The following is a 19244-nucleotide window of genomic DNA, read 5'->3' on the forward strand; positions in this document are numbered from 1 at the left end:
TTCCGTACGGGAGCTGCTGAACTGCGACGTCCTGGGGCTCCAGGAGCGTAAGTACGCACCGAACCTGACGTCAACAGTTTGTTGAAATTCTTGGTCATGGGGGTGGAGCGGGGTGTGAAGAGGTGTTCCGGACGGCGCCCGCGCCTGGGCGCGACAGGACAGGTGTCAGCGCGGACGCCGTCCGGAAGTCTGTGGGGCCGGGGGATACGCACCCGGCGGGGGTGGTGCCGGCCGGGCCCGCTCGGGGCCCGGCCGCATGCCTGCGGGTCAGTCCTGGACGGGCTGACCGGAGAGGCGCTCGACCGAGCGGAGCAGCGCCGAGTGGTCCAGGCCGCCGTCGCCCTGCGCGCGCAGCGAGGCGACGAGCTGAGCGACGACGCCGCCCACGGGCAGCGCGGCACCGACGTTGCGGGCGGCGTCCGTGACGATGCCCATGTCCTTGTGGTGCAGGTCGATCCGGAAGCCCGGAGCGAAGTTCCGGTTCAGGAAGTTGTCCTTCTTGCGGGTCAGCACGGTCGAGCCGGCCAGTCCGCCGTTGAGGACGTCGAGCGCGGCAGCGAGGTCCACCCCGGACTTCTCCAGGAAGACGACGGCCTCGGCGCAGGCCTGGATGTTGACGGCGACGATCAGCTGGTTGGCGGCCTTCACCGTCTGGCCGGAGCCGTGCGGACCGCAGAGCACGATGGTCTTGCCCAGCGCGTCGAGCACCGGCCTGGCGGCATCGAAGTCGGCCTGCTCGCCGCCGACCATGATGGAGAGCACGGCCTCGATGGCGCCGGCCTCGCCGCCGGACACCGGGGCGTCCAGTACGCGGACGCCCTTGTCCCGGGCGTTCTTGGCGAGGTCGACGGAGGTCTGCGGGGTGATCGAGGACATGTCGACCAGCAACGCGCCGCGCTTCGCGTTCTCCAGGATGCCATCGGGGCCGTAAGCGATGGCCTCGACCTGCGGGGATGCGGGCACCATCGTGACGATCACGTCGGCGTCCTTGACCGCCTCGGCGATCGAGGAGGCGCCCGTGCCGCCGGCCGCGGCCAGCCGGTCGACCTTGTCCTGCTCCAGCGTGTAACCGGTGACGTCGTAACCGGCCTTGATCAGGTTCTCGGACATGGGCGAACCCATGATGCCGAGCCCGATCCACGCAACCTTGGGGAGGTTGTTGCTCATGAGTGTGCCTTCCGATAAGCGTGTGTACGGGTGACGGTCCGCCGCTATCGGCGGGCGGCCCGCGCGGTGGCCGGGAGCCACTCGAACGACTCGGCGCTCGGCCGGTCGCCCGGCTTGTACTCCAGGCCGACCCAGCCGTCGTAACCGGCCTTCGTCAGCTCGTCCAGGAGCTGCTCCAGGGGGAGCGAGCCGGTGCCGGGCGCGCCGCGTCCCGGGTTGTCGGCGATCTGGACGTGACCGGTCCGGTCGGCGTACGCGGTGATGACCTGGCTGAGGTCTTCGCCGTTCATCGACAGGTGGTACAGGTCCAGCAGGAACTTCGCGTTGCCGAGGCCCGTCGCCGCGTTGACCCGGTCGACCACCTCGATCCCGGCCGGCGCGCTGACCAGCGGGTAGCGCGGTGACTCCGGTGCGTTGAGGGTCTCGATCAGCAGGACCGCCCCGATCCGGTCGGCCGCGCGGGCGGCCGTGACCAGGTTCTCCAGGGCGAGTTCGTCCTGCACGGCCGGGTCCACGCCGTCGACGCGGTTGCCGTAGAGCGCGTTGAGCGCCGTGCAGCCGACCGAGGCGGCGAAGTCGGCCGCCACCTCGATATTGGCCCGGAAGCGGTCCGACTCCGTGCCGGGCACGGAGAGCGCGCCGCGGTCGGGGCCGGGCAGCTGTCCGGCGTAGAAGTTCAGCCCCACCAGGTGGGTGCCCGCCTCGTCGAGCGCCTTCTTGAGGGCGTCGATCTCGGCCTGCGGGGGCGTGGGGGTCTCGATCCAGGGCCACCACAGCTCGACCGCCGTGAAGCCCGCCGCGGCAGCTGCCGCGGGACGCTCCAGGAGCGGGAGTTCCGTGAAGAGGATCGAAAGGTTTACATCGAAGCGCTGGTCCGGGTAGCCCATGAGGGTTTCGGCGCTCCTTCCGTATTGCGGAAGTTAGTTTCTGCTTAACGGAAGATTGCCCGGAGGGTGGGGGCGATGTCAAGAGGGTGCCGGGAATTCGGGCCGGTCGGGGGCATACGGAAGGCGGGGCGGAGGCCCGTCGGCCTGTCCGCCCCGCCCACCGCCGGCGCTACCGGGTCAGGTGGCCGGGACCGTGTCCTGGAACGTGGTCCCCGCCGCTCGGTAGGCGCTCACCCGGGCATTCACCTGGGCCGGGGTGAGGACCTGGTCCTTCACGTGCAGGACGTAGTCCACCTGCTGGTCGTACGAGCGGGGCGTTGTGCTCGTCTGCCCGGCCAGGTCGATCAGCCACTGGTTGAAGTTGATCGACATCCCGCGCTCCGGCAGGTAGGCCGCCCCGTGTGTGCCGAACAGCTGCCCGTCGATGTAGTACGTGATCGCGCTGTCGTCGATGGTCACGACCAGGTCGTGCCAGCCGGCGTAGCTCTGCCGGGACTCGGTGTGCGTGTTGACCGCCTCCCAGGGGTCGGGCCGGTAGGTCTCCCACGAGGTCGTGTAGAGGATGTTTCCGCTCTCACCCCAGCCGCCGTTGGGTAGGTACTCGAAGTCGTACTCCGCGTAGTCGTCCGCCATCGGAGCCTTGAGGTCGTTGATGGTGAAGAACGTCTGGACAAGGTGGTCGCCGTCCGGCCCCGACACGGGCGCGTCGTTGAACTTCACCCGCGCCGCGTAGGTGCCGTTGCGGAACTTCATCGACTGCGTCAGGATCTCGGTCTGCTTCGTCGACTCACCGCTGCCCGCCGTCGACGTCTCCAGGTTCATGACGGAGTTCCCGCCCTGGCTGGCGAACGTGACGTTCTCCGGTGCCCAGGTGGCCCCCGGCACGCCGGGGCCGCCGGAGTTCGAGCGGACGCTCCAGCCGTGGGCGGCGATCTGCGCGTCGGTGTGGCCGCTGTAGTTGAAGTCGTCGAAGAGCGTCGGCCCGTCCTCCGACGGGTCGGTCGGATCGGTCGGGTCCGTCGGGCCGTTGCCCTCAGGGGCGTCGCCCCAGACCTGGGCCCCGCCGAGCCGCGCCGTCACGTTGGTCCAGTCGCCGTACGCGGTCGAGCCCGCGCCGAAGGAGTAGTCGTCGCTCTGCACCAGCGGCTGCCGGTTCGACCGGTAGAAGCGCAGTTGCATGTCGCCCGTGTCGGCACCCGGTGCCAGCGAGCCCGCGCCCGCGGTGAAGCCGATCTCCAGGTAACGGTCGGCGGTGGCGGTCGGGGAGGCGAGCGTGCCGAACGTCCCGGTGATGTTCGCGCAGCCCTTCACCGCCCAGGAGCAGGCGAACCGGTAGGCGTCGGCGGCCGCCTCGCCCTTGAAGTAGTAGCGGATCTTGACATCGCTCAGCTGTACGGCCCCGCTGCCGGTGTTGCGCACCTTCAGCCAGGGCTCGCTCTGGTCGGCCGTCGCCCCTGCGGCGCCGGTGCGGTACTGCACGGCGAGCGAGCCGTCGGCGGCGCTCGCCGTCGACGGGACGGCGGCGAGTGCCGTACAGCCCAGGGCCACGGTGGCGGCGGCTGCGGCCACCGCACGGATCCGGCTCTTCGCGAGTGACTTCATGAGCTGTTCCTTTCCGGAACGGTCGTGGGGGAGTGGTTCCTATGAGGTCGGCACTGTTCCTGGGGAGGGGGCCGTGAAAGGGTCCCTGAGGGGGCGGTAGCGGACGCCGAGCGCGTCGAGCCGTGCCGTGTGCCCGCCGAGACGCGACAGGAACCCGGGCCAGTCGCCGCCACCGCCGGACCAGGCCCGGTCCGCGAGGGCGCACAGCCGCGGATAGGTCTGGTACTCGATCCGGTCCGGCGTGCTCGCGTACTCGGTCCACAACTGGGCCTGGGTGCCCAGGAGTCTGCTGGTCTCGGCCGCGTCCCAGTCGTCCGTCAGCGGCCGATGGCCGTGCACCGTCCGGAGGTCGACCGGCGGGCCCGGCTGCGTCGCTGGTTCGCCGGGGTCCGGGGACTGGGCGTAGTCGAGGTAGGTGGCCCGGTGGTGTGCGGCGACCACGTGGTGGCCGCGGCGGGCGGCGGCGCGTGCGTGGGCCGGGGAGCGCCAGGTCATCACCGTGAATTCCAGCGGGAGTTCGGCCCCCGTTTCCGCCCAGCCGACGGGCTGCCTGCCCTGCTCGGCCAGGAACGCCCCGATCCGGCCCATGAACCAGCCGTGCAGGGCGCGGGCGTCGGGCAGCCCCTCCGCGGCGGCCCGCTCCCGGGCGGCCGGGCTGTTTTCCCATTCGGTGGTCGGGCACTCCTCGCCGCCGACGTGGATGTACGGGGACGGGAAGACGTCCATGACCTCCCGCAGCACCGTCCGGCAGAAGTCGAAGACCTCCTCGTGGACGCCGAACACGGTGTCGCAGACGCCCCAGCGGGTCCACACGCCCAGCCGCCGCGAGGGATCGTTGCCCAGCTCGGGGTAGGCGGCGAGGGCCGCGCGCACATGGCCGGGCATCTCGATCTCCGGAACCACGCGCACCCCGAGACCCGCCGCGTAGCGCACCAGCTCCCGCAGTTCCCGCCGGGTGTACGCCCCCGAGTGCGGAATCCCGTCGTACGCCCCGGGGGAGTCGCCCGGCGGTCCCGACGCCGACTGCGTGCGGTGGCCGCCGATCCCGGTCAGCCGGGGGTAGGCGGCGACGGGCATGCGCCAGCCCTGGTCGTCGGTGAGGTGGAGGTGGAGGGTGTTGAGCTTGTGCAGCGCCATCAGGTCCACGTACCGGCGCAGGTACGAGACGGGCTGGAAGTGCCGGGCGACGTCGAGCATTGTGCCGCGCCACGGGTGCGCGGGCACATCGCTGATCTCGACGCAGGGCAGCAGCCACTGTTCCTCCCGCTGCGCCACGTCCGACAGGGCCTCGGCGGGCAGCAGTTGACGGATTGTCTGGACGCCGCGGAGCAGGCCGGGAAGGTGCGCCGCCCGCAGCAGCAGTGCGTCCGGTCCGATGGTGAGCCCGTAGCCCTCCTCGCCGAGGCCGCCCAGCTGCGGGTCGAGCGCCAGCACGACCCGGCCGGCGGCGGAGGGCGCCAGCGGCAGTCCGGTGGCGGGGGCCAGCAGGGTGCGCAGCAGATCGGCGGCGCTCTCCGCCCCGGGGAAGGCCCGGACCGTGGTCTCGCGGTCGAGGGTGAACCGGCCGGGGCGGGGCGACACCTTGCTGGGCCGGGGGACGAGCGTGTGTTCGGGGCGTGGTGCGGGCACGGGATGCCTCCGGGTTCGGATCTGGGGTCCCTGGGGCGTCAGCCCTTGACGGCGCCGGCCGCGAAGCCGGAGGTGACATGGCGCTGGAGCAGCAGGAAGACCACCAGCGCGGGGAGGGCGAACAGGGTCGAGGCGGCCATCGTGGCGCCCCAGTCGGTGCCGAACGTGTTCTGGAACGACGACAGCCAGACCGGCAGCGTGCGGCTGTCCTGGTGCTTGATGATCAGGAAGTTGGCGTACGCGAACTCGTTCCACGCGGTGATGAAGCCGAACAGCGAGGTGGCCATCAGCCCCGGCGCGAGCAGCGGCAGCGCCACCCGCCGGAACGCCCCGGTCCTGGTGCACCCGTCGACCTGCGCGGCCTCCTCCAGCTCCGGCGGGATGGTGGCGATGAAGCCGCGCAGCACCACGATGGAGAACGGCAGCGTGACCATGAAGTACACGAGCGTGAGCGTCGGCAGCCGGTCCAGCATGTCCGTGTCGCGGGAGATGATGTAGATCGGGATGATCAGCGACTCCCAGGGCGCCATCTGGGCGATGAAGACCATGAGCATGAACTGCCGCCGCCCCTTCCAGCGCATCCGGGCCACCGCGTAGGCGGAGGCGATGGCGACCAGCAGGGCCAGCAGGATCGAACTGATCGTCACCAGGAGGCTGTTGCGCCAGAACATCCCGAAGCCGTCGGCCTGTACGGCCGTGCGGAAGTGGTCGAGTGTCCAGGTGTGCGGGAAGAGGTCCGGATCGGTGGACTGGATGTCGCGGGACGGTTTGAACGCGGTCGCGATCATCCAGTAGACGGGGAACAGGCAGACCAGGACGGTCAGTACGGCGGCGGCGTTCAGCGGGATCCGCCGAGGTCTCGGGCGCAGCAGGCTCATCGGGATTCGTCCTCCTGGCGGAGCATCTGGCGGAAGTAGAGGACGAGCACCCCTGACATCAGGACCACGGTGACCATCGAGGCGGCGGAGCCCAGGTCGTACCGCTGACCGGCGAGTGCGGTCTGTACCGCGTAGACGGGCAGGATCGTGGTGGCGTCACCGGGACCGCCGCGGGTCATCACCCAGATCTGGACGAACGCCTTGAACGTCCAGATCACTTCGAGGGAGAAGACCAGCAGGAAGATCGGCCGGAGTATCGGGAAGGTGACCGAGCGGAAGATCCGGCCGGCGGTCGCCCCGTCCAGCCTGGCCGATTCGTACAGTTCCGCCGGCACGGTGGTGAGCGCCGAGTAGAGGGTGACCGCCGCGAACGGCACCGACTGCCAGACGATCAGCAGGACCAGGATCGAGAAGGCGGCGGTGCCGTGCGCGAACCAGGGATAGCGGTCGAACGAGGTGAAGCTCGCTCCGGTCAGCAGTCGGTTGACGATGCCGAACTCGGAGTGGAACAGCCACTGGAAGACCGTGGTGGCCGCGATCACCGGCATGGCCCAGGCCAGCACCAGGGAGCTGAGGACCACCCCCCGCCCGAACCGGCCGAGCCGTTCGGTCATCAGGGCGACCAGAGTCGCGATGACCATGATCAGGGCGACGTTGACCGCCATGAACAGGAAGGTGCGCCGGACGACCTCCCAGAACCGTGGATCGGACAGCAGTGTGCGGTAGTTGCGCAGGCCGACGAACTCCGCGTCGCCCATGATCAGCTGGCGCAGCCTGAAGTCCTGGAGCGAGATGAGCACGGCCCGCAGCAGCGGGTAGAGAAGCAGGTAGAGCATGCCGCCGACGGCGGGTGCGATCAGCACGTACGGCCAGGGGCCGCGCGGCTCCCCGGACCGCCGCCGGGTGGGTGCGGGCGGTGCCGGCCGGAGCCGGGGTCTGGGGGGTGCGGTCCGTTCCCGGATGACCGACACGGCGCGCCTCCTCTCGGTGGTGGGACGGGCGGGGCGGGGAGCGGCGGGTCAGGAGGCGGTGTTCATGGCCCGGGTGATGTCGCCGGAGGCTTTGGCGGCCTCCTTCGCCGGGTCGCCGCCCGTGAGGACGGCGGCCATGTAGTCCTTGATCGGGTTCTCCGCCTCGACGGCCGCCCAGCCGGGTGTGTTGGGCGTCGCGTGGCCGTTCGCCGCGCCGGCCGCCATCGCCGCCGCACCCGGGTCGTCCGCCACCGCGGAGGCGAGGGTCGTCCGGTTCGGGACGTAGCTCATGGCCACGGCCAGCTTCTTCTGCCAGGCGTCTCCGGTGAGCTCCTTGACGAAGGTGAGCGCCGCTTCCTGATGGCCGGAGGCCGTCGGGATCACCAGGTCGGAGCCACCGGTGAAGACGGCTCCCGGGGCGTCCGCGCTCCTGCCCGGGACCGGGAAGAAGCCGAGCTTCCCCTTGAGGGCCGCGTTCTTCTCCACGACCACGTTGGCGCCGCCCGGGGTGGAGATCACCTGGGCCACCTGTCCCTTGGCCATGACGTCGGCCTGCGGCGGATCGTCCTCGTCGGAGTCCCTCGGGCCCTTGCCCAGGGCCTGGAGCTGCCCGTAGAACTTCATGCCGCGCAGCGCCTCCGGCGTGTCCAGGGCGCCCTTCCACTTCCCGCCGGACTCGGTGGCGAGGTCGCCGCCCTCGTCCCAGATGAACCCGGCCAGCGCGTACCACAGCTGACCGGGCAGATAGATCCCCTGTTTGCCCCCCTTGTTGAGTTTCGCGGTGGCGGCGAGCCACTGCTCGCGCGTCCTGATCGCGGAGGCGTCGACCCCGGCCTTCTCGAACAGGTCGGTGCGGTAGATGACGACGCGGTTGGCCGCGTAGTACGGGATGCCGTACTGCTTGCCCTCGTAGGCCCCCGGCTCGGCGAGCCCCTTGAGCCAGTCCTTGCCGTTCAGCTCGTCGGTCCTGTCGCTGAGGTCGAGCAGCCCGCCGCTCTGGGCGAACTGCGCGACCTGGGTGTTGCCGCTCTCGATGACGTCCGGTGCGTCGTTGCTGGCCAGCGCGGCGGTGATCTTCTCGCCGATGCCGTCCCACTCCTGGATCTGCACCCGGACCTTGATCGTGGGGTGTGCGGCCTCGAAGCCCTTCAGGAACTCCTTCTGGAACTCGGCGGAGACGCTGTCGCGCATCAGCCACACGTCGATGTCCGTCGGCCCGTCACCGGACTTCCCGGCGGAGCCGGACGACGAGCTGCAAGCACTGAGGACGGCGGCCATCACAAGCGCGGACCCACCGGCAAGCAAGCGGTACTTCACGGTTCACCTCTGGAGAACAGGACCTGACCACCTGACCAGTGAAGCCCACTGGACAGCTCACCTCTTGGTGGTGGATGAAGGTGGCATAGACCAATGGGGTCGTCAAGTCCCTTGGTAGCAAAGGGTTCTGGCGATCTACCTGGAGATCGGTCCATCGAGATTCGCGTGACAGCGGCTACAATCCACTTGACCAGTAGGGCGATTGGCTCGACTGGTTGCTCAACTGGTCAAATGAGAAATGTGTCAGGAGGGGCATCGCATGGACGCCGACGCACCGGGGACGGTGCTCAAACGGGAACGGGCCCGCGACGCCGTACTGGAGCTGATCGAGTCGCGCCGGCCAGGTGACGCCATCCCCTCGGAGCGCTCCCTCTGCGCCACGCTCGGCGTCTCCCGGCCCACCCTGCGTGCCGCGGTCGACGAGCTGGTGGCCGCCGGGCTGCTCGTGCGCGAGCACGGCCGGGGGATGTTCGTCGCACCCGCGAAGATCACCCAGGAGCTGATCTCCGCCGACCTCGCCCTGTCCGTCCCGCAGGCGGCCGGGGCCTGGTCGAGCCGGCTGCTGGAGTTCACCACCCTCCAGGCCGGCGCCCGGGTCGGCCGCAAGCTGCGCATGTCGCCGGCCGCCGACATTGTGTACGTCGCCCGGCTGCGGCTGGTCGACGGCGCCCCGATGGCGATCGAGCACCTGCACATCAGGGCCGAGCTGGTGCCGGGGCTGTCCGCACAGGAGCTGGAGGACGGCGACCTCTACGAGCACCTGCGCGAGCGCCACGACGTGCACGTCCACGAAGCGGTCCAGGCGATCGAGCCGACCGTGGTGACCCGCGCGGAGGCCCGGCTGCTCGACGTGCCCGAGCTCTCCCCCGCCCTGCTCTTCGAGCGGCTGACCTCGGACACCACCGGCTGCCCCGTGGAGTACGTGCACTCGCTCTACCGGGGCGACCGCTACCGGATCGTCTCCCGGCTGGCCCTCGGACCCGCCGCGGCCGTGCGGCCCGTGGAAGGCGGACACCACCCGGGGATCCCGCCGGGCGACTTCGCCCACCAGGACCCGATCACCTCGTCCACCCGCGGTGACATCCAATCCGGCGGTTGATGCCGCACGGCCCCCATGTACGTTGCGGGCCCCATGCGCGTTGCGGGCCCCATGTGCGTTGCGCCCCGCGCAATGACCGGTGCGAGTCTTGCGCCGGTCACCGGGGCAGGCCACTGTGGCTGACACATCCGACGCAGCCGACCCCACGAGGTGCCTCGCATGACCACCCCCACAAGCCGTCGCACCCTCCTCGGAGCACTCCTGGCGGGCGGCGCGCTCGCCGCCGCCCCCTCGCTGCCCCGCTCCGGACGTCCGGAGCGGGCGCCGCGCTCCACCGGGGAGGGGGCGCGCAGGACCGCGACGCTCTTCCTCGGCACCTACACCTCGACGACGCCGGGAGGCACCGGAATCGGCGTGGCCTCGTACGACCCGGCTGCCGGCACCATCACCGACCGCACCGTCGTCACCGGCGTCGAGAACCCCTCGTACCTCGCGCTGCACCCCACCGGCTCCACGCTCTACGCCGTCGACGAGCAGCAGCAGGGCGGCGTCACGGCGGTGGCGCTCGCCGCCGACGGGACCTTCCGGGTGCTGGGGACGCGCGACACCGGCGGCGCCGGACCCGCCCATCTCTCCGTCCACCCCGGCGGAAAGTGGCTGTTCAGCGCCAACTACACCTCCGGCAGCGTCGCCGTGCACCCCCTGGCCGACGACGGATCGGTGGGGGAGCGTACCGACCTGGTCGCCCACAGCACCCCCGCGCCGGGACCGGGTCAGGACGGGCCGCACGCCCACCAGATCCTCACCGCTCCGGACGGGGGCCATGTCCTCGCCGTCGACCTGGGCAACGACACGGTGTACACCTACCGGCTCGACGAGGACCGCGGCACCCTGGAGCAGCTCTCGTACGCCGCGCTGCGCCCCGGCGCCGGACCGCGCGCCCTCACCTTCCACCCCGGCGGCCGGTACGCCTACCTGGCCTGCGAGGTCGACAACACGGTCGTGGTCTGCGGCTACGACCCCGCCACCGGCGTGCTGACCCCGGGCGCCCCGCAGTCCACCGGCACGGGCAGCGGCACCAGCTACCCGGCCCAGCTGCTCGTCACCGATGACGGACGCTTCGCCTACCTCGCCAACCGGGGGCACAACAGCCTCACCCGGTACGCCGTCGAGGACGGCGGGGCCACGCTGCGGCTGCTGGACACGGTGCCGGTCGGCGGCGACTTTCCCCGGCACATCGCCTTCTCCCCGGACGGGGCGCTGCTCCTGGCCGCCAACCAGAAGTCCGGCACGGTCACGGTTTTCCGGGTCGACGCGGAGAGCGGCGCGCTGGAGTCCGTGGGGACGCCCTTCGCCGCCCCGGCGGCGGTCTGCGTGCTGCCGCTCTGAGGCCGGTGCGGCGGTGCCCGTCGGTTAGGGTCGTGCCCGAGCTGCGGGGGTTCCCCGCCGCGGCGACCCGCACCATGGAGGCACCGTGCGCTTGAGAGTGGAGTTCACCACCGAGCCCTTCGATCTCGACGAGGCGCCGGCGCACGCCGTCGTCGCCCGCGAGATCGTCCAGTCGGCCGATCTGGACGCCGTGGACGTCGGCCCCTTCGGCAATACGGCCGAGGGCGGAGCCGACGAGGTGCTCACCGCGGTGGACTCCCTCCTGCGCAAGGCCTTGGCATCGGGTGCCACCCGGGTCTCTCTCCAGGTCAACGTGATCGGGGAGGACCACCGGTGACCGAGCCCGCGGACCACCCCCTCGTCGCCGCGGTCAAGCCGCTCGTCGACGCCATGGGCGCCGAACTGCTCGGCCCGGAGCAGGCACTCCCCGACGACGTCGTGCTGGCCTGGGAGGGGCAGGAGGTCATAGCAGTGCGGCTGCCGCAGCTCTCGGACTCGCTGGACCACATCCTGGCCGCCATGGAGCGCCGGCACGGCATGCCGCTCGCGGAGCTGGACCGCAGGACCAAGCAGGAGGTCGTACGGACCCTGGAGGCACGCGGTGCCTTCTCCGTCCGGCACGGTGTGGAGACGGTGGCAGGGGCCCTGGGGGTCAGCCGGTTCACCGTCTACAACTACCTGAACAGGGATATCGGCCCCAAGAGCGAGTAGTTGGGTCCGCGGCCGGTTTCGGGCCGTACCGCGTCACGGCAGGCCGTCGTCCGGAGCATCGGGCGACGGCCTTTTACATGAACGTAATTTCAACAAAGTGTTGACGTGGTGTTGTGGAGGGCGTTAGCTATCCGCAGCCCGACCGACGCACAGCGAAAAACAGCCACGGAGGCTCCCGTGACTTCGAGCACCACACCGGGCCTCGCCCGGTTCAACACCCTGGCGGACCGCGAGGCGGCCGCAGCACTGCACGAGGTCTGTGCCAGTGCGGCCTGGGGAAGAGCGATTCTCTCCAGGCGCCCCTACGCCACGACCGAAGCCCTGTTCTCCGCGAGCGACACCGCCACGGCGGCCCTCGACGCGGAGGACCTGGCCGAAGCCATGGCCGGCCACCCGCCGATCGGCCGCCCGAAGCCCGGGGACCCGACCTCCTCCCGCGAACAGCGGGGGATGGCCGGCGCCACCGAGGAGCTCAAGACCGAGATGCTCGAACTCAACCTGGCCTACCAGGAGCGGTTCGGACACGTCTTCCTGATCTGCGCCACCGGAGCCACCGGCGAGCAGATGCGCGACGCGCTGAAGGCCCGGTCCCGGAACTCGCCCGAGCAGGAGCGCGGACATGTGCGCACCGAACTGGGCAAGATCAACCGCATCAGGCTGACCCGTCTCGTCACGGAAGACGCGTAAGACTCGCAACCGAAGGAGAGTGAAGGTCTTGAGCACCTTCGCCACCGCATCGGTGTCCACCCACATCCTGGACACCAGCATCGGACGCCCCGCCCCGGACGTGGCCATCACGCTCGCCGCCCGCACGGGCAGCGACGCGCAGTGGGTGACGGTCGGCGGTTCCGCGACCGATGCGGACGGGCGCTGCAAGGACCTGCCGGCCCTGCCGGAAGGCACCACCCACGTACGGCTCGACTTCGAGACCGAGTCGTACTTCACAGCCAAGAAGCAAGCCGAGGCGCAGCAGGACGCCCCCCGCGTAAGGGACAGCGGCGCGTTCTTCCCGGAGGTGGCGATCACGTTCGCCGTCACCCCGGGCGAGCACTATCACGTACCGCTGCTGCTCAACCCGTTCGGCTACTCCGTATACCGAGGGAGCTAGCAGACACATGCCCACGATTCTCGGCCAGAACCAGTACGGCAAAGCAGAGAACCGCGTCGTCAAGATCACGCGGGACGGCGACACCCACCACATCAAGGACCTGAACGTCTCGGTCGCCCTGTCCGGCGACATGGACGACGTGCACTACTCGGGTTCCAACGCGAACGTCCTGCCCACGGACACCACCAAGAACACGGTGTTCGCGTTCGCCAAGGAGCACGGCATCGAGTCCGCCGAGCAGTTCGGCATCCACCTCGCCCGTCACTTCGTGACGTCGCAGGAGCCGATCAAGACCGCGCGGATCCGCATCGAGGAGTACGCCTGGGAGCGCATCGCCACCTCCGACGGAAACTCGCGGTTCATCGGGTCCGACGAGGTCAAGCACTCCTTCGTCCGCAAGAACCAGGAGATCCGCACCAGCCAGATCACCTTCGACGGTGACAAGTGGCAGGTCATCTCCGGTCTCAAGGACCTCACCGTGATGAACTCGACCAACTCCGAGTTCTGGGGCTACGTCAAGGACAAGTACACGACGCTCAAGGAGGCGTACGACCGCATCCTGGCCACCGACGTCTCCGCCCGCTGGCGCTACAACTGGACCAGCGACGAGGAGCGGATGCCGAACTGGGAGAAGTCCTACGAGCAGGCGCGCAAGCACATGCTCGAAGCCTTCGCGGAGACGTACTCGCTCTCCCTCCAGCAGACCCTGTACCAGATGGGTTCGCGCATCATCAACAGCCGCAGCGAGATCGACGAGATCCGGTTCTCGCTGCCGAACAACCATCACTTCCTGGTGGACCTCGAGCCGTTCGGCCTCAAGAACGACAACGAGGTCTACTTCGCGTCCGACCGCCCGTACGGGCTGATCGAGGCCACCGTGCTGCGCGACGGCATCGAACCGCAGATCCCGGTCGACATGACCAACCTCTGACGCGGCACCGCCGGTTCCCGTCCGTCCACAGCGGACGGGAACCGGCCGGGCCGGAGGGAACTCCTATGGCACAGCCTGCACTTGGGCCGGCAGAATCGGCAGGTCCATGTCCCACCCCACCGGACGGCTCGGTCCATCCGGTGGACGAGAAGCTGGCCCCGTCGCGGCTGCTGCCCGCCGCGCTCCAGCACATCGCCGCCATGTACGCGGGTGTCGTCACCCCTCCGCTCATCATCGGACAGGCCGTCGGACTCGACCAGGCCGGAATGACCCGGCTCATCGCGGCCGGGCTCCTCATCGCCGGCTGCGCCACGATCCTGCAGACGCTCGGCATCGGGGGCTTCGCCGGTAACCGGCTGCCGTTCGTCAACGCCGCCTCTTCCGCCGGGATCGCCCCGATGCTCGCCATCGCCGAGACCAGCGCACCGGGCCACCAACTCCCCGCCATATACGGGGCGGTGCTCGTCGCGGGCGTGCTCTGTCTGGTCGTCGGACCGTTCTTCGGCAGACTGCTGCGGTTCTTCCCGCCGCTCGTCACCGGCGTTGTCATCACCCTCATCGGCGTCACCCTGATGCCCGTGCCGGTCTCCTGGGCGCAGGGCGGCGACAAGACCGCGGCCGACTTCGGCGCGATGAAGTACCTCGCACTGGCCGCCTTCACGCTGGTCGTCATCCTGGTCATCCAGCGCTTCGGGCGCGGATTCCTGCGCCAAGTGGCCCTTCTGGTGGGTCTGTTGATCGGCACTCTGGCGGCTGTCCCGTTCGGCCTCGCCGACTTCTCCGCCCTGCGCTCCGCGCCGCTCGCCGCCCTGCCCACCCCCTTCGCCTTCGGCGCACCGGAGTTCCGGCCCGCCGCGATCCTCTCCCTCTGCATCGTGATGCTCGTCCTGATGACCGAGTCGTCCGCCGGAATGCTGGCGCTCGGCGAGATCTGCGACCGGCGCACCGACGGCCGGACCATCACCCGCGGACTGCGCACCGACGGCATCGCCACCCTCGTCGGACCGGTCTTCGGCGGCTTCCCGACGAGCGCCTTCGCGCAGAACGTCGGCGTGGTCTCCCTCACGAAGGTACGGAGCCGCTACGTCGTCGCGGCAGCCGGCGGCGCCCTGATCGTCCTCGGCGTCTTCCCGGTGCTCGGGGCCGTCGTCTCGCTCGTCCCGATGCCCGTGCTCGGCGGCGCCGGCATCGTCCTGTTCGGCTCGATCGCGGTGAGCGGCATCCGCACGCTGTCCGAGGCCGGGCTCGACGACAGCTCCAACATCATCCTGGTGGCCGTCGCCCTCGGTGCGGGCATCATCCCGCTCGCCGCGCCCGGCTTCTACGCGGGATTCCCGTCCTGGGCACAGACCGTCCTGGGCTCCGGCATCAGCGCCGGGGCACTCGTCGCGGTCCTGCTCAATCTGTTCTTCCACCATCTCGGCACCCACAGCCGCACAGCTGTGGCACTCAAATCCTCCTAGGGTCCTGCCGTGCCCACATCGCTGATGAGAGAAGGAAGCACCATGGCAGCACAGGCAGCGACCGAGCGCGTGGAACGCATCGTCATCGAGAACTGTTCGATCGCGACCGTCGACGCCGACGACACCGAGTACGCCTCGGGCCATGTCGTCGTCGCCGGCAACCGCATCGAGTCCGTCGGTGCCGGCCGGGCACCGGAGGGCCTGGAGAACGTCGTCCGCCGGATCGACGGCACCGGGCACCTCGTGACACCCGGTCTGATCAACACCCACCACCACTTCTACCAGTGGATCACCCGTGGCCTGGCCACCGACCACAACCTCTTCGAGTGGCTGGTCGCCCTGTACCCGACCTGGGCGCGCATCGACGAGCCGATGGCCCGCGCCGCCGCGCAGGGCTCGCTCGCCATGCTGGCCCGCGGCGGCGTCACCACCGCCATGGACCACCACTACGTCTACCCGCAGGGCTCCGGCGACCTGTCCGGCGCCATCATCGGCGCCGCCCGCGACATGGGCGTACGGTTCACCCTCGCCCGCGGCTCCATGGACCGCAGCGAGAAGGACGGCGGACTGCCGCCGGACTTCGCCGTGGAGACCCTGGAGGGCGCGCTCGCCGCCACCGAGGCGACCATCGACGCACACCACGACGCCTCCTTCGGCTCGATGACCCAGATCGCCGTCGCACCCTGCTCCCCGTTCTCCGTGTCCACCGAACTGATGCGGCAGGGCGCCGAGTTGGCGCGCCGTCGCGGAGTGCGGCTGCACACCCACGGTTCGGAGACCGTGGAGGAGGAGAAGTTCTGTCACGAGCTGTTCGGCATGGGTCCGACGGACTACTTCGAGTCGACCGGCTGGCTCGGTGACGATGTGTGGATGGCGCACTGCGTCCACATGAACGACTCCGACATCGCGGCCTTCGCCCGCACCGGCACCGGCGTCGCCCACTGCCCGTCCTCCAACGCGCGCCTCGCCGCGGGCATCGCCAGGGTCCCGGACATGCTCGCCGCTGGTGTCCCGGTCGGCCTCGGCGTCGACGGCACCGCGTCCAACGAGTCCGGCGAGCTGCACACCGAGCTGCGCAACGCCCTCCTCATCAACCGCCTGGGCCCGCACCGTGAACGCGCCCTGAATGCCCGTCAGGCCCTGCGCCTGGGCACGTACGGCGGCGCCCAGGTCCTCGGCCGCGCCGACCAGATCGGCTCCCTGGAGCCCGGCAAGCTCGCCGACCTGGTGCTCTGGAAGCTGGACACCGTCGCCCACGCCTCCATCGCCGATCCGGTGACCGCCCTGGTCTTCGGCGCCGCGGCCCCGGTCACGCTGTCGCTCGTCAACGGCAAGCCGGTCGTCGAGTCCAACCGGCTGACCACCGTGGACGAGGACGCCATCGCCCGCGCCACCCGCGACGAGGCCCGCCGCCTCGCGCAGATCGCCGCCGGAGCCTGACGGCTGCCGGCGCCCCCGAACCGGCCGGCCGAGGGGGACGGCCCTCGACCGGCCGCCGTGGACCCGAGCGGGGCCCACGGCAACCGGTATGGGGGGCGCGTATGTCAGACGTACGCGCCCCCCGTACCGCTGAACCGAGCTGCCCGCACCAGCTGCACGACCTGCCCCACCTGCATCAACGCACCACCTCCCTGATACCCGCGTCACCGTAGACGTGTACCCGACCGGAGGAACCGCCGTGGCAGCTACGCCCAGGTTTCGCAACGCCTCAAGTGCAGCATCCGACGCCGGCCGCATATCGGAGCCGGCCCAGCCCGACCGCCCTCATCCGGTCGACGAGACACTTCCCCCACTGAAGATGTTCACCAGCGGCCTCCAGCACGTGGCCGCCATGTACGCGGGTGTGGTGGCCCCGCCCATGGTGGTGGGCCCCGCCGTGGGGCTCAGCCCGAAGGAGACCGCCTTCCTGGTGGCGGCCAGCCTGTTCACCGCGGGCATCGCCACCCTGCTCCAGACCCTCGGCTTCTGGCGCATCGGCGCCCGGCTGCCGTTCGTCAACGGCGTCTCGTTCGCCGGGGTGACACCCATGGTGGCGATCGGCAAGGACCGGGGGCACGACGGCATCGCCGTCATCTTCGGCGCGATCATCGTCGCCAGCCTCCTCGGCTTCGTCCTCGCGCCCTACTTCTGCAAACTGGTCCGCTTCTTCCCACCGGTCGTCACCGGCACGGTCATCACCCTGATCGGTGTCTCCCTGCTGCCGGTCGCCTTCAACTGGTCCCAGGGCGGCAATGCCACGGCCGACGACTACGGTTCCACCACCAACATCATCATGGCGGCGGTCACCCTGGTGATCGTCCTCGCGCTGAGGAAGCTGCTCCGCGGCTTCCTCCAGCAGATCGCGATCCTGCTCGGGCTCGTCGTCGGCACACTCATCGCGATCCCGGTGGGCATCACCGACTTCGGTGCCATCAAGGACGCGGACCTGGTCGGCTTCCCCACCCCGTTCCACTTCGGGGCACCGCAGTTCGAGATCGCCGCGATCGTCTCGATGTGCATCGTGATGCTGGTCTGCATGACCGAGTCGACGGCGGACATGCTGGCGCTCGGCAAGATCGTCGGCCGGCCGGCCGACGAGCGGACCATCGAGGGAGGGCTGCGCGCCGACACCCTGGGCAGCGCCGTCAGCCCGCTGTTCAACGGATTCATGTGCAGTGCCTTCGCCCAGAACATCGGGCTGGTCGCGATGACCAAGGTCCGCAGCCGCTTCGTCGTCGCCGTGGGCGGCGGCATCCTCATCCTGCTCGGCCTGTTCCCGGTGGCCGCTTCCGTCATCGCGCTCGTGCCGCTGCCGGTACTCGGCGGGGCGGGCATCGTGCTCTTCGGGTCGGTCGCGGCAAGCGGCATCCAGACGCTGGCGAGCGCCGCCCTGGAGAAGGGCGAGAACGCGCTGATCGTGGCCGCCGCCGTCGGCATCGGCCTGATACCGATCGCCGCGCCGGACTTCTACCACGCCTTCCCCAAGGACCTGCTCGTCGTGCTGGACTCCGGGATATCCACCGGATGCGTCGTGGCGATCGTCCTCAACCTGGCCTTCAACCACCTGGGCCGCACGCCGGATCAGGAGGAGGGCGCCGGTCCGGAGGCCGAGAAGTCGTCCGACGAGGCTCCGGTCGCCGTGCACTGATACATCGTCAAAAACTGTGGCGCGTACGGACCCTGCGTGAAGGAGTCGTACGCGCCACAGTCGTGGCCGGGGCCGGCCGGGCGCCCGGGTGCGTCAGCCGATGTGGAAGCTCTCGCCGTAGACCTTCCAGTCGAGCGGCGGGTCCAGGTTCAGATTGCCGTCCTGCAGGAAGACCCGCTGGGCGGTGTCCACCCGGCTGGTGTCCGAATGGGCCTCCTCCTGCTTCATGGCCCAGACCCGGGCGTCCAGGAAGGCGTTGAGGTAGGTGACCTCGTCGCCGCCCTGGGCCGGCGGCTTCGCCTGCGCGAGAGCCCGCTCGCGGATGCTGCCGAAGCTCGTGCTGTCGCCGCCGTCACCGTGCATGACGATGGCGTCGTAGTACGCGAACTGGCCGAGTGTGCCCAGCCCGTCGCTCTTGCCCCGGCTGACCGCCGGGTCGAAGTACACCCGGTCGCGCTCGTCGTTCTGTGCCTGCTGGAACGCCGGGTCGTCCGCCGCCGCCTCCCAGGCGTCGGTGAAGCCCGGATCGAGCCCCTCGTGGGAGTCGGTGCCGTCCACCTCGCGCAGGGCCGGCAGGTACTCCGCGAGCGGATTGCCGGGCTCGCGCTGGGTGTACAGCTCCACCAGGTCCAGCATGTCGCCGGTGCCGGAGCAGAAGCCGATGATGCCCGCGGTGTAGCCGCGGCCGTCGCCGATGTCCTCGATGTAGGTGTACTGGGACTTCCAGTCCAGCGAGGAGTTCTCCGCGCTGGAGACCAGCTGCATGGCGATGTCCTTCTTCGCCGGATCGTCGAGCCCGGTCGCGGCGGCCTCCAGATGATGAGCGGCCGGCGGTGCGGGGGTGCCGGCGAAGGCGGTGGCGGGAACCGCCGTGAGCGTCAGTCCGAGTGCGACGAGCGCGACGCGCAGCGAACGGGTGTTGCGACGTGCGGTGCGCTTGTGGGGAGCGTGCACCAGTCCTCCAAGGGAGTTCGTCGTTCCGATGCCTCTGTTAGGAAGCTTTCCTATCAGAGTCGAACGACTGC

General features: G+C 70.0%; 18 protein-coding genes. 10 read left to right on the top strand and 8 right to left on the bottom strand.

The features are described from left to right. Positions 1-267: 267 nt before the first annotated feature. The 7 genes from ACFVW8_RS07350 to ACFVW8_RS07380 form a co-directional block, all read right to left on the bottom strand. Positions 268-1167, bottom strand: coding sequence for a 2-hydroxy-3-oxopropionate reductase (locus ACFVW8_RS07350; protein ID WP_389686999.1), 900 nt, complete (start codon positions 1165-1167; stop codon positions 268-270). Positions 1168-1211: 44 nt separating this feature from the next. Beyond that, positions 1212-2054 carry a TIM barrel protein gene (locus ACFVW8_RS07355; RefSeq protein WP_389687001.1) on the bottom strand — a complete coding sequence of 281 codons (843 nt, stop codon included), beginning with the start codon at positions 2052-2054 and terminating at the stop codon, positions 1212-1214. A 177-nt stretch (positions 2055-2231) separates the two neighbouring features. Then, positions 2232-3656: a cellulose binding domain-containing protein gene (locus ACFVW8_RS07360; protein WP_389687003.1), complete on the bottom strand. Its 1425-nt coding sequence runs from the start codon at positions 3654-3656 to the stop codon at positions 2232-2234. 39 nt (positions 3657-3695) lie between these two features. Beyond that, on the bottom strand, positions 3696-5285 hold the full coding sequence (locus ACFVW8_RS07365; RefSeq protein ID WP_389687005.1) for a beta-N-acetylhexosaminidase: 1590 nt from the start codon (positions 5283-5285) through the stop codon (positions 3696-3698). Positions 5286-5323: 38 nt separating this feature from the next. Next, on the bottom strand, positions 5324-6163 hold the full coding sequence (locus tag ACFVW8_RS07370; protein WP_389687007.1) for a carbohydrate ABC transporter permease: 840 nt from the start codon (positions 6161-6163) through the stop codon (positions 5324-5326). Then, a complete protein-coding gene (locus ACFVW8_RS07375; RefSeq protein WP_389687009.1) occupies positions 6160-7134 on the bottom strand; it encodes a carbohydrate ABC transporter permease in 975 nt (324 codons plus the stop codon). The genes ACFVW8_RS07370 and ACFVW8_RS07375 overlap by 4 nt, the downstream gene beginning before the upstream one ends. Positions 7135-7182: 48 nt before the next feature. Then, positions 7183-8451 (bottom strand): extracellular solute-binding protein, encoded by a 1269-nt coding sequence (locus tag ACFVW8_RS07380; RefSeq protein ID WP_389687011.1) that lies wholly within the window; start codon positions 8449-8451, stop codon positions 7183-7185. Between the two features lie 259 nt (positions 8452-8710). Between ACFVW8_RS07380 and ACFVW8_RS07385 the strand changes: the two genes are divergently transcribed. The 10 genes from ACFVW8_RS07385 (at position 8711) to ACFVW8_RS07430 (ending at position 18219) form a co-directional block, all read left to right on the top strand. Further along, positions 8711-9550 (top strand): GntR family transcriptional regulator, encoded by an 840-nt coding sequence (locus tag ACFVW8_RS07385; protein WP_389687013.1) that lies wholly within the window; start codon positions 8711-8713, stop codon positions 9548-9550. Between the two features lie 159 nt (positions 9551-9709). Continuing rightward, positions 9710-10879: a lactonase family protein gene (locus tag ACFVW8_RS07390; protein ID WP_389687015.1), complete on the top strand. Its 1170-nt coding sequence runs from the start codon at positions 9710-9712 to the stop codon at positions 10877-10879. 85 nt (positions 10880-10964) lie between these two features. Next, positions 10965-11216: a hypothetical protein gene (locus tag ACFVW8_RS07395; RefSeq protein ID WP_389687017.1), complete on the top strand. Its 252-nt coding sequence runs from the start codon at positions 10965-10967 to the stop codon at positions 11214-11216. Further along, complete coding sequence (locus ACFVW8_RS07400; RefSeq protein ID WP_389687019.1) at positions 11213-11590, top strand: helix-turn-helix domain-containing protein; 378 nt, start codon at positions 11213-11215, stop codon at positions 11588-11590. Before ACFVW8_RS07395 ends, ACFVW8_RS07400 begins: the two co-directional genes overlap by 4 nt. A gap of 177 nt (positions 11591-11767) precedes the next feature. Continuing rightward, the gene (gene uraD, locus ACFVW8_RS07405) at positions 11768-12277 is read left to right on the top strand and encodes a 2-oxo-4-hydroxy-4-carboxy-5-ureidoimidazoline decarboxylase (RefSeq protein WP_389687021.1); all 510 of its coding nucleotides are present in this window, start codon (positions 11768-11770) and stop codon (positions 12275-12277) included. Between the two features lie 28 nt (positions 12278-12305). After that, positions 12306-12698: a hydroxyisourate hydrolase gene (gene uraH, locus ACFVW8_RS07410; protein ID WP_389687023.1), complete on the top strand. Its 393-nt coding sequence runs from the start codon at positions 12306-12308 to the stop codon at positions 12696-12698. 7 nt (positions 12699-12705) lie between these two features. Continuing rightward, positions 12706-13629, top strand: coding sequence for a factor-independent urate hydroxylase (gene pucL, locus ACFVW8_RS07415; protein WP_389687025.1), 924 nt, complete (start codon positions 12706-12708; stop codon positions 13627-13629). A gap of 65 nt (positions 13630-13694) precedes the next feature. After that, positions 13695-15092, top strand: coding sequence for a nucleobase:cation symporter-2 family protein (locus ACFVW8_RS07420; protein WP_389687027.1), 1398 nt, complete (start codon positions 13695-13697; stop codon positions 15090-15092). Positions 15093-15134: 42 nt separating this feature from the next. Then, the gene (locus tag ACFVW8_RS07425; protein WP_389687029.1) at positions 15135-16532 is read left to right on the top strand and encodes an 8-oxoguanine deaminase; all 1398 of its coding nucleotides are present in this window, start codon (positions 15135-15137) and stop codon (positions 16530-16532) included. A gap of 295 nt (positions 16533-16827) precedes the next feature. Next, positions 16828-18219 (top strand): nucleobase:cation symporter-2 family protein, encoded by a 1392-nt coding sequence (locus ACFVW8_RS07430; protein ID WP_389687080.1) that lies wholly within the window; start codon positions 16828-16830, stop codon positions 18217-18219. 93 nt (positions 18220-18312) lie between these two features. Here ACFVW8_RS07430 and ACFVW8_RS07435 read toward each other — a convergent pair whose 3' ends face one another. Further along, positions 18313-19173: a chitosanase gene (locus tag ACFVW8_RS07435; protein ID WP_389687032.1), complete on the bottom strand. Its 861-nt coding sequence runs from the start codon at positions 19171-19173 to the stop codon at positions 18313-18315. Positions 19174-19244: the final 71 nt, after the last annotated feature.

The sequence above is a fragment of the Streptomyces sp. NPDC058221 genome (assembly GCF_042882365.1).
GTDB lineage: Bacteria > Actinomycetota > Actinomycetes > Streptomycetales > Streptomycetaceae > Streptomyces.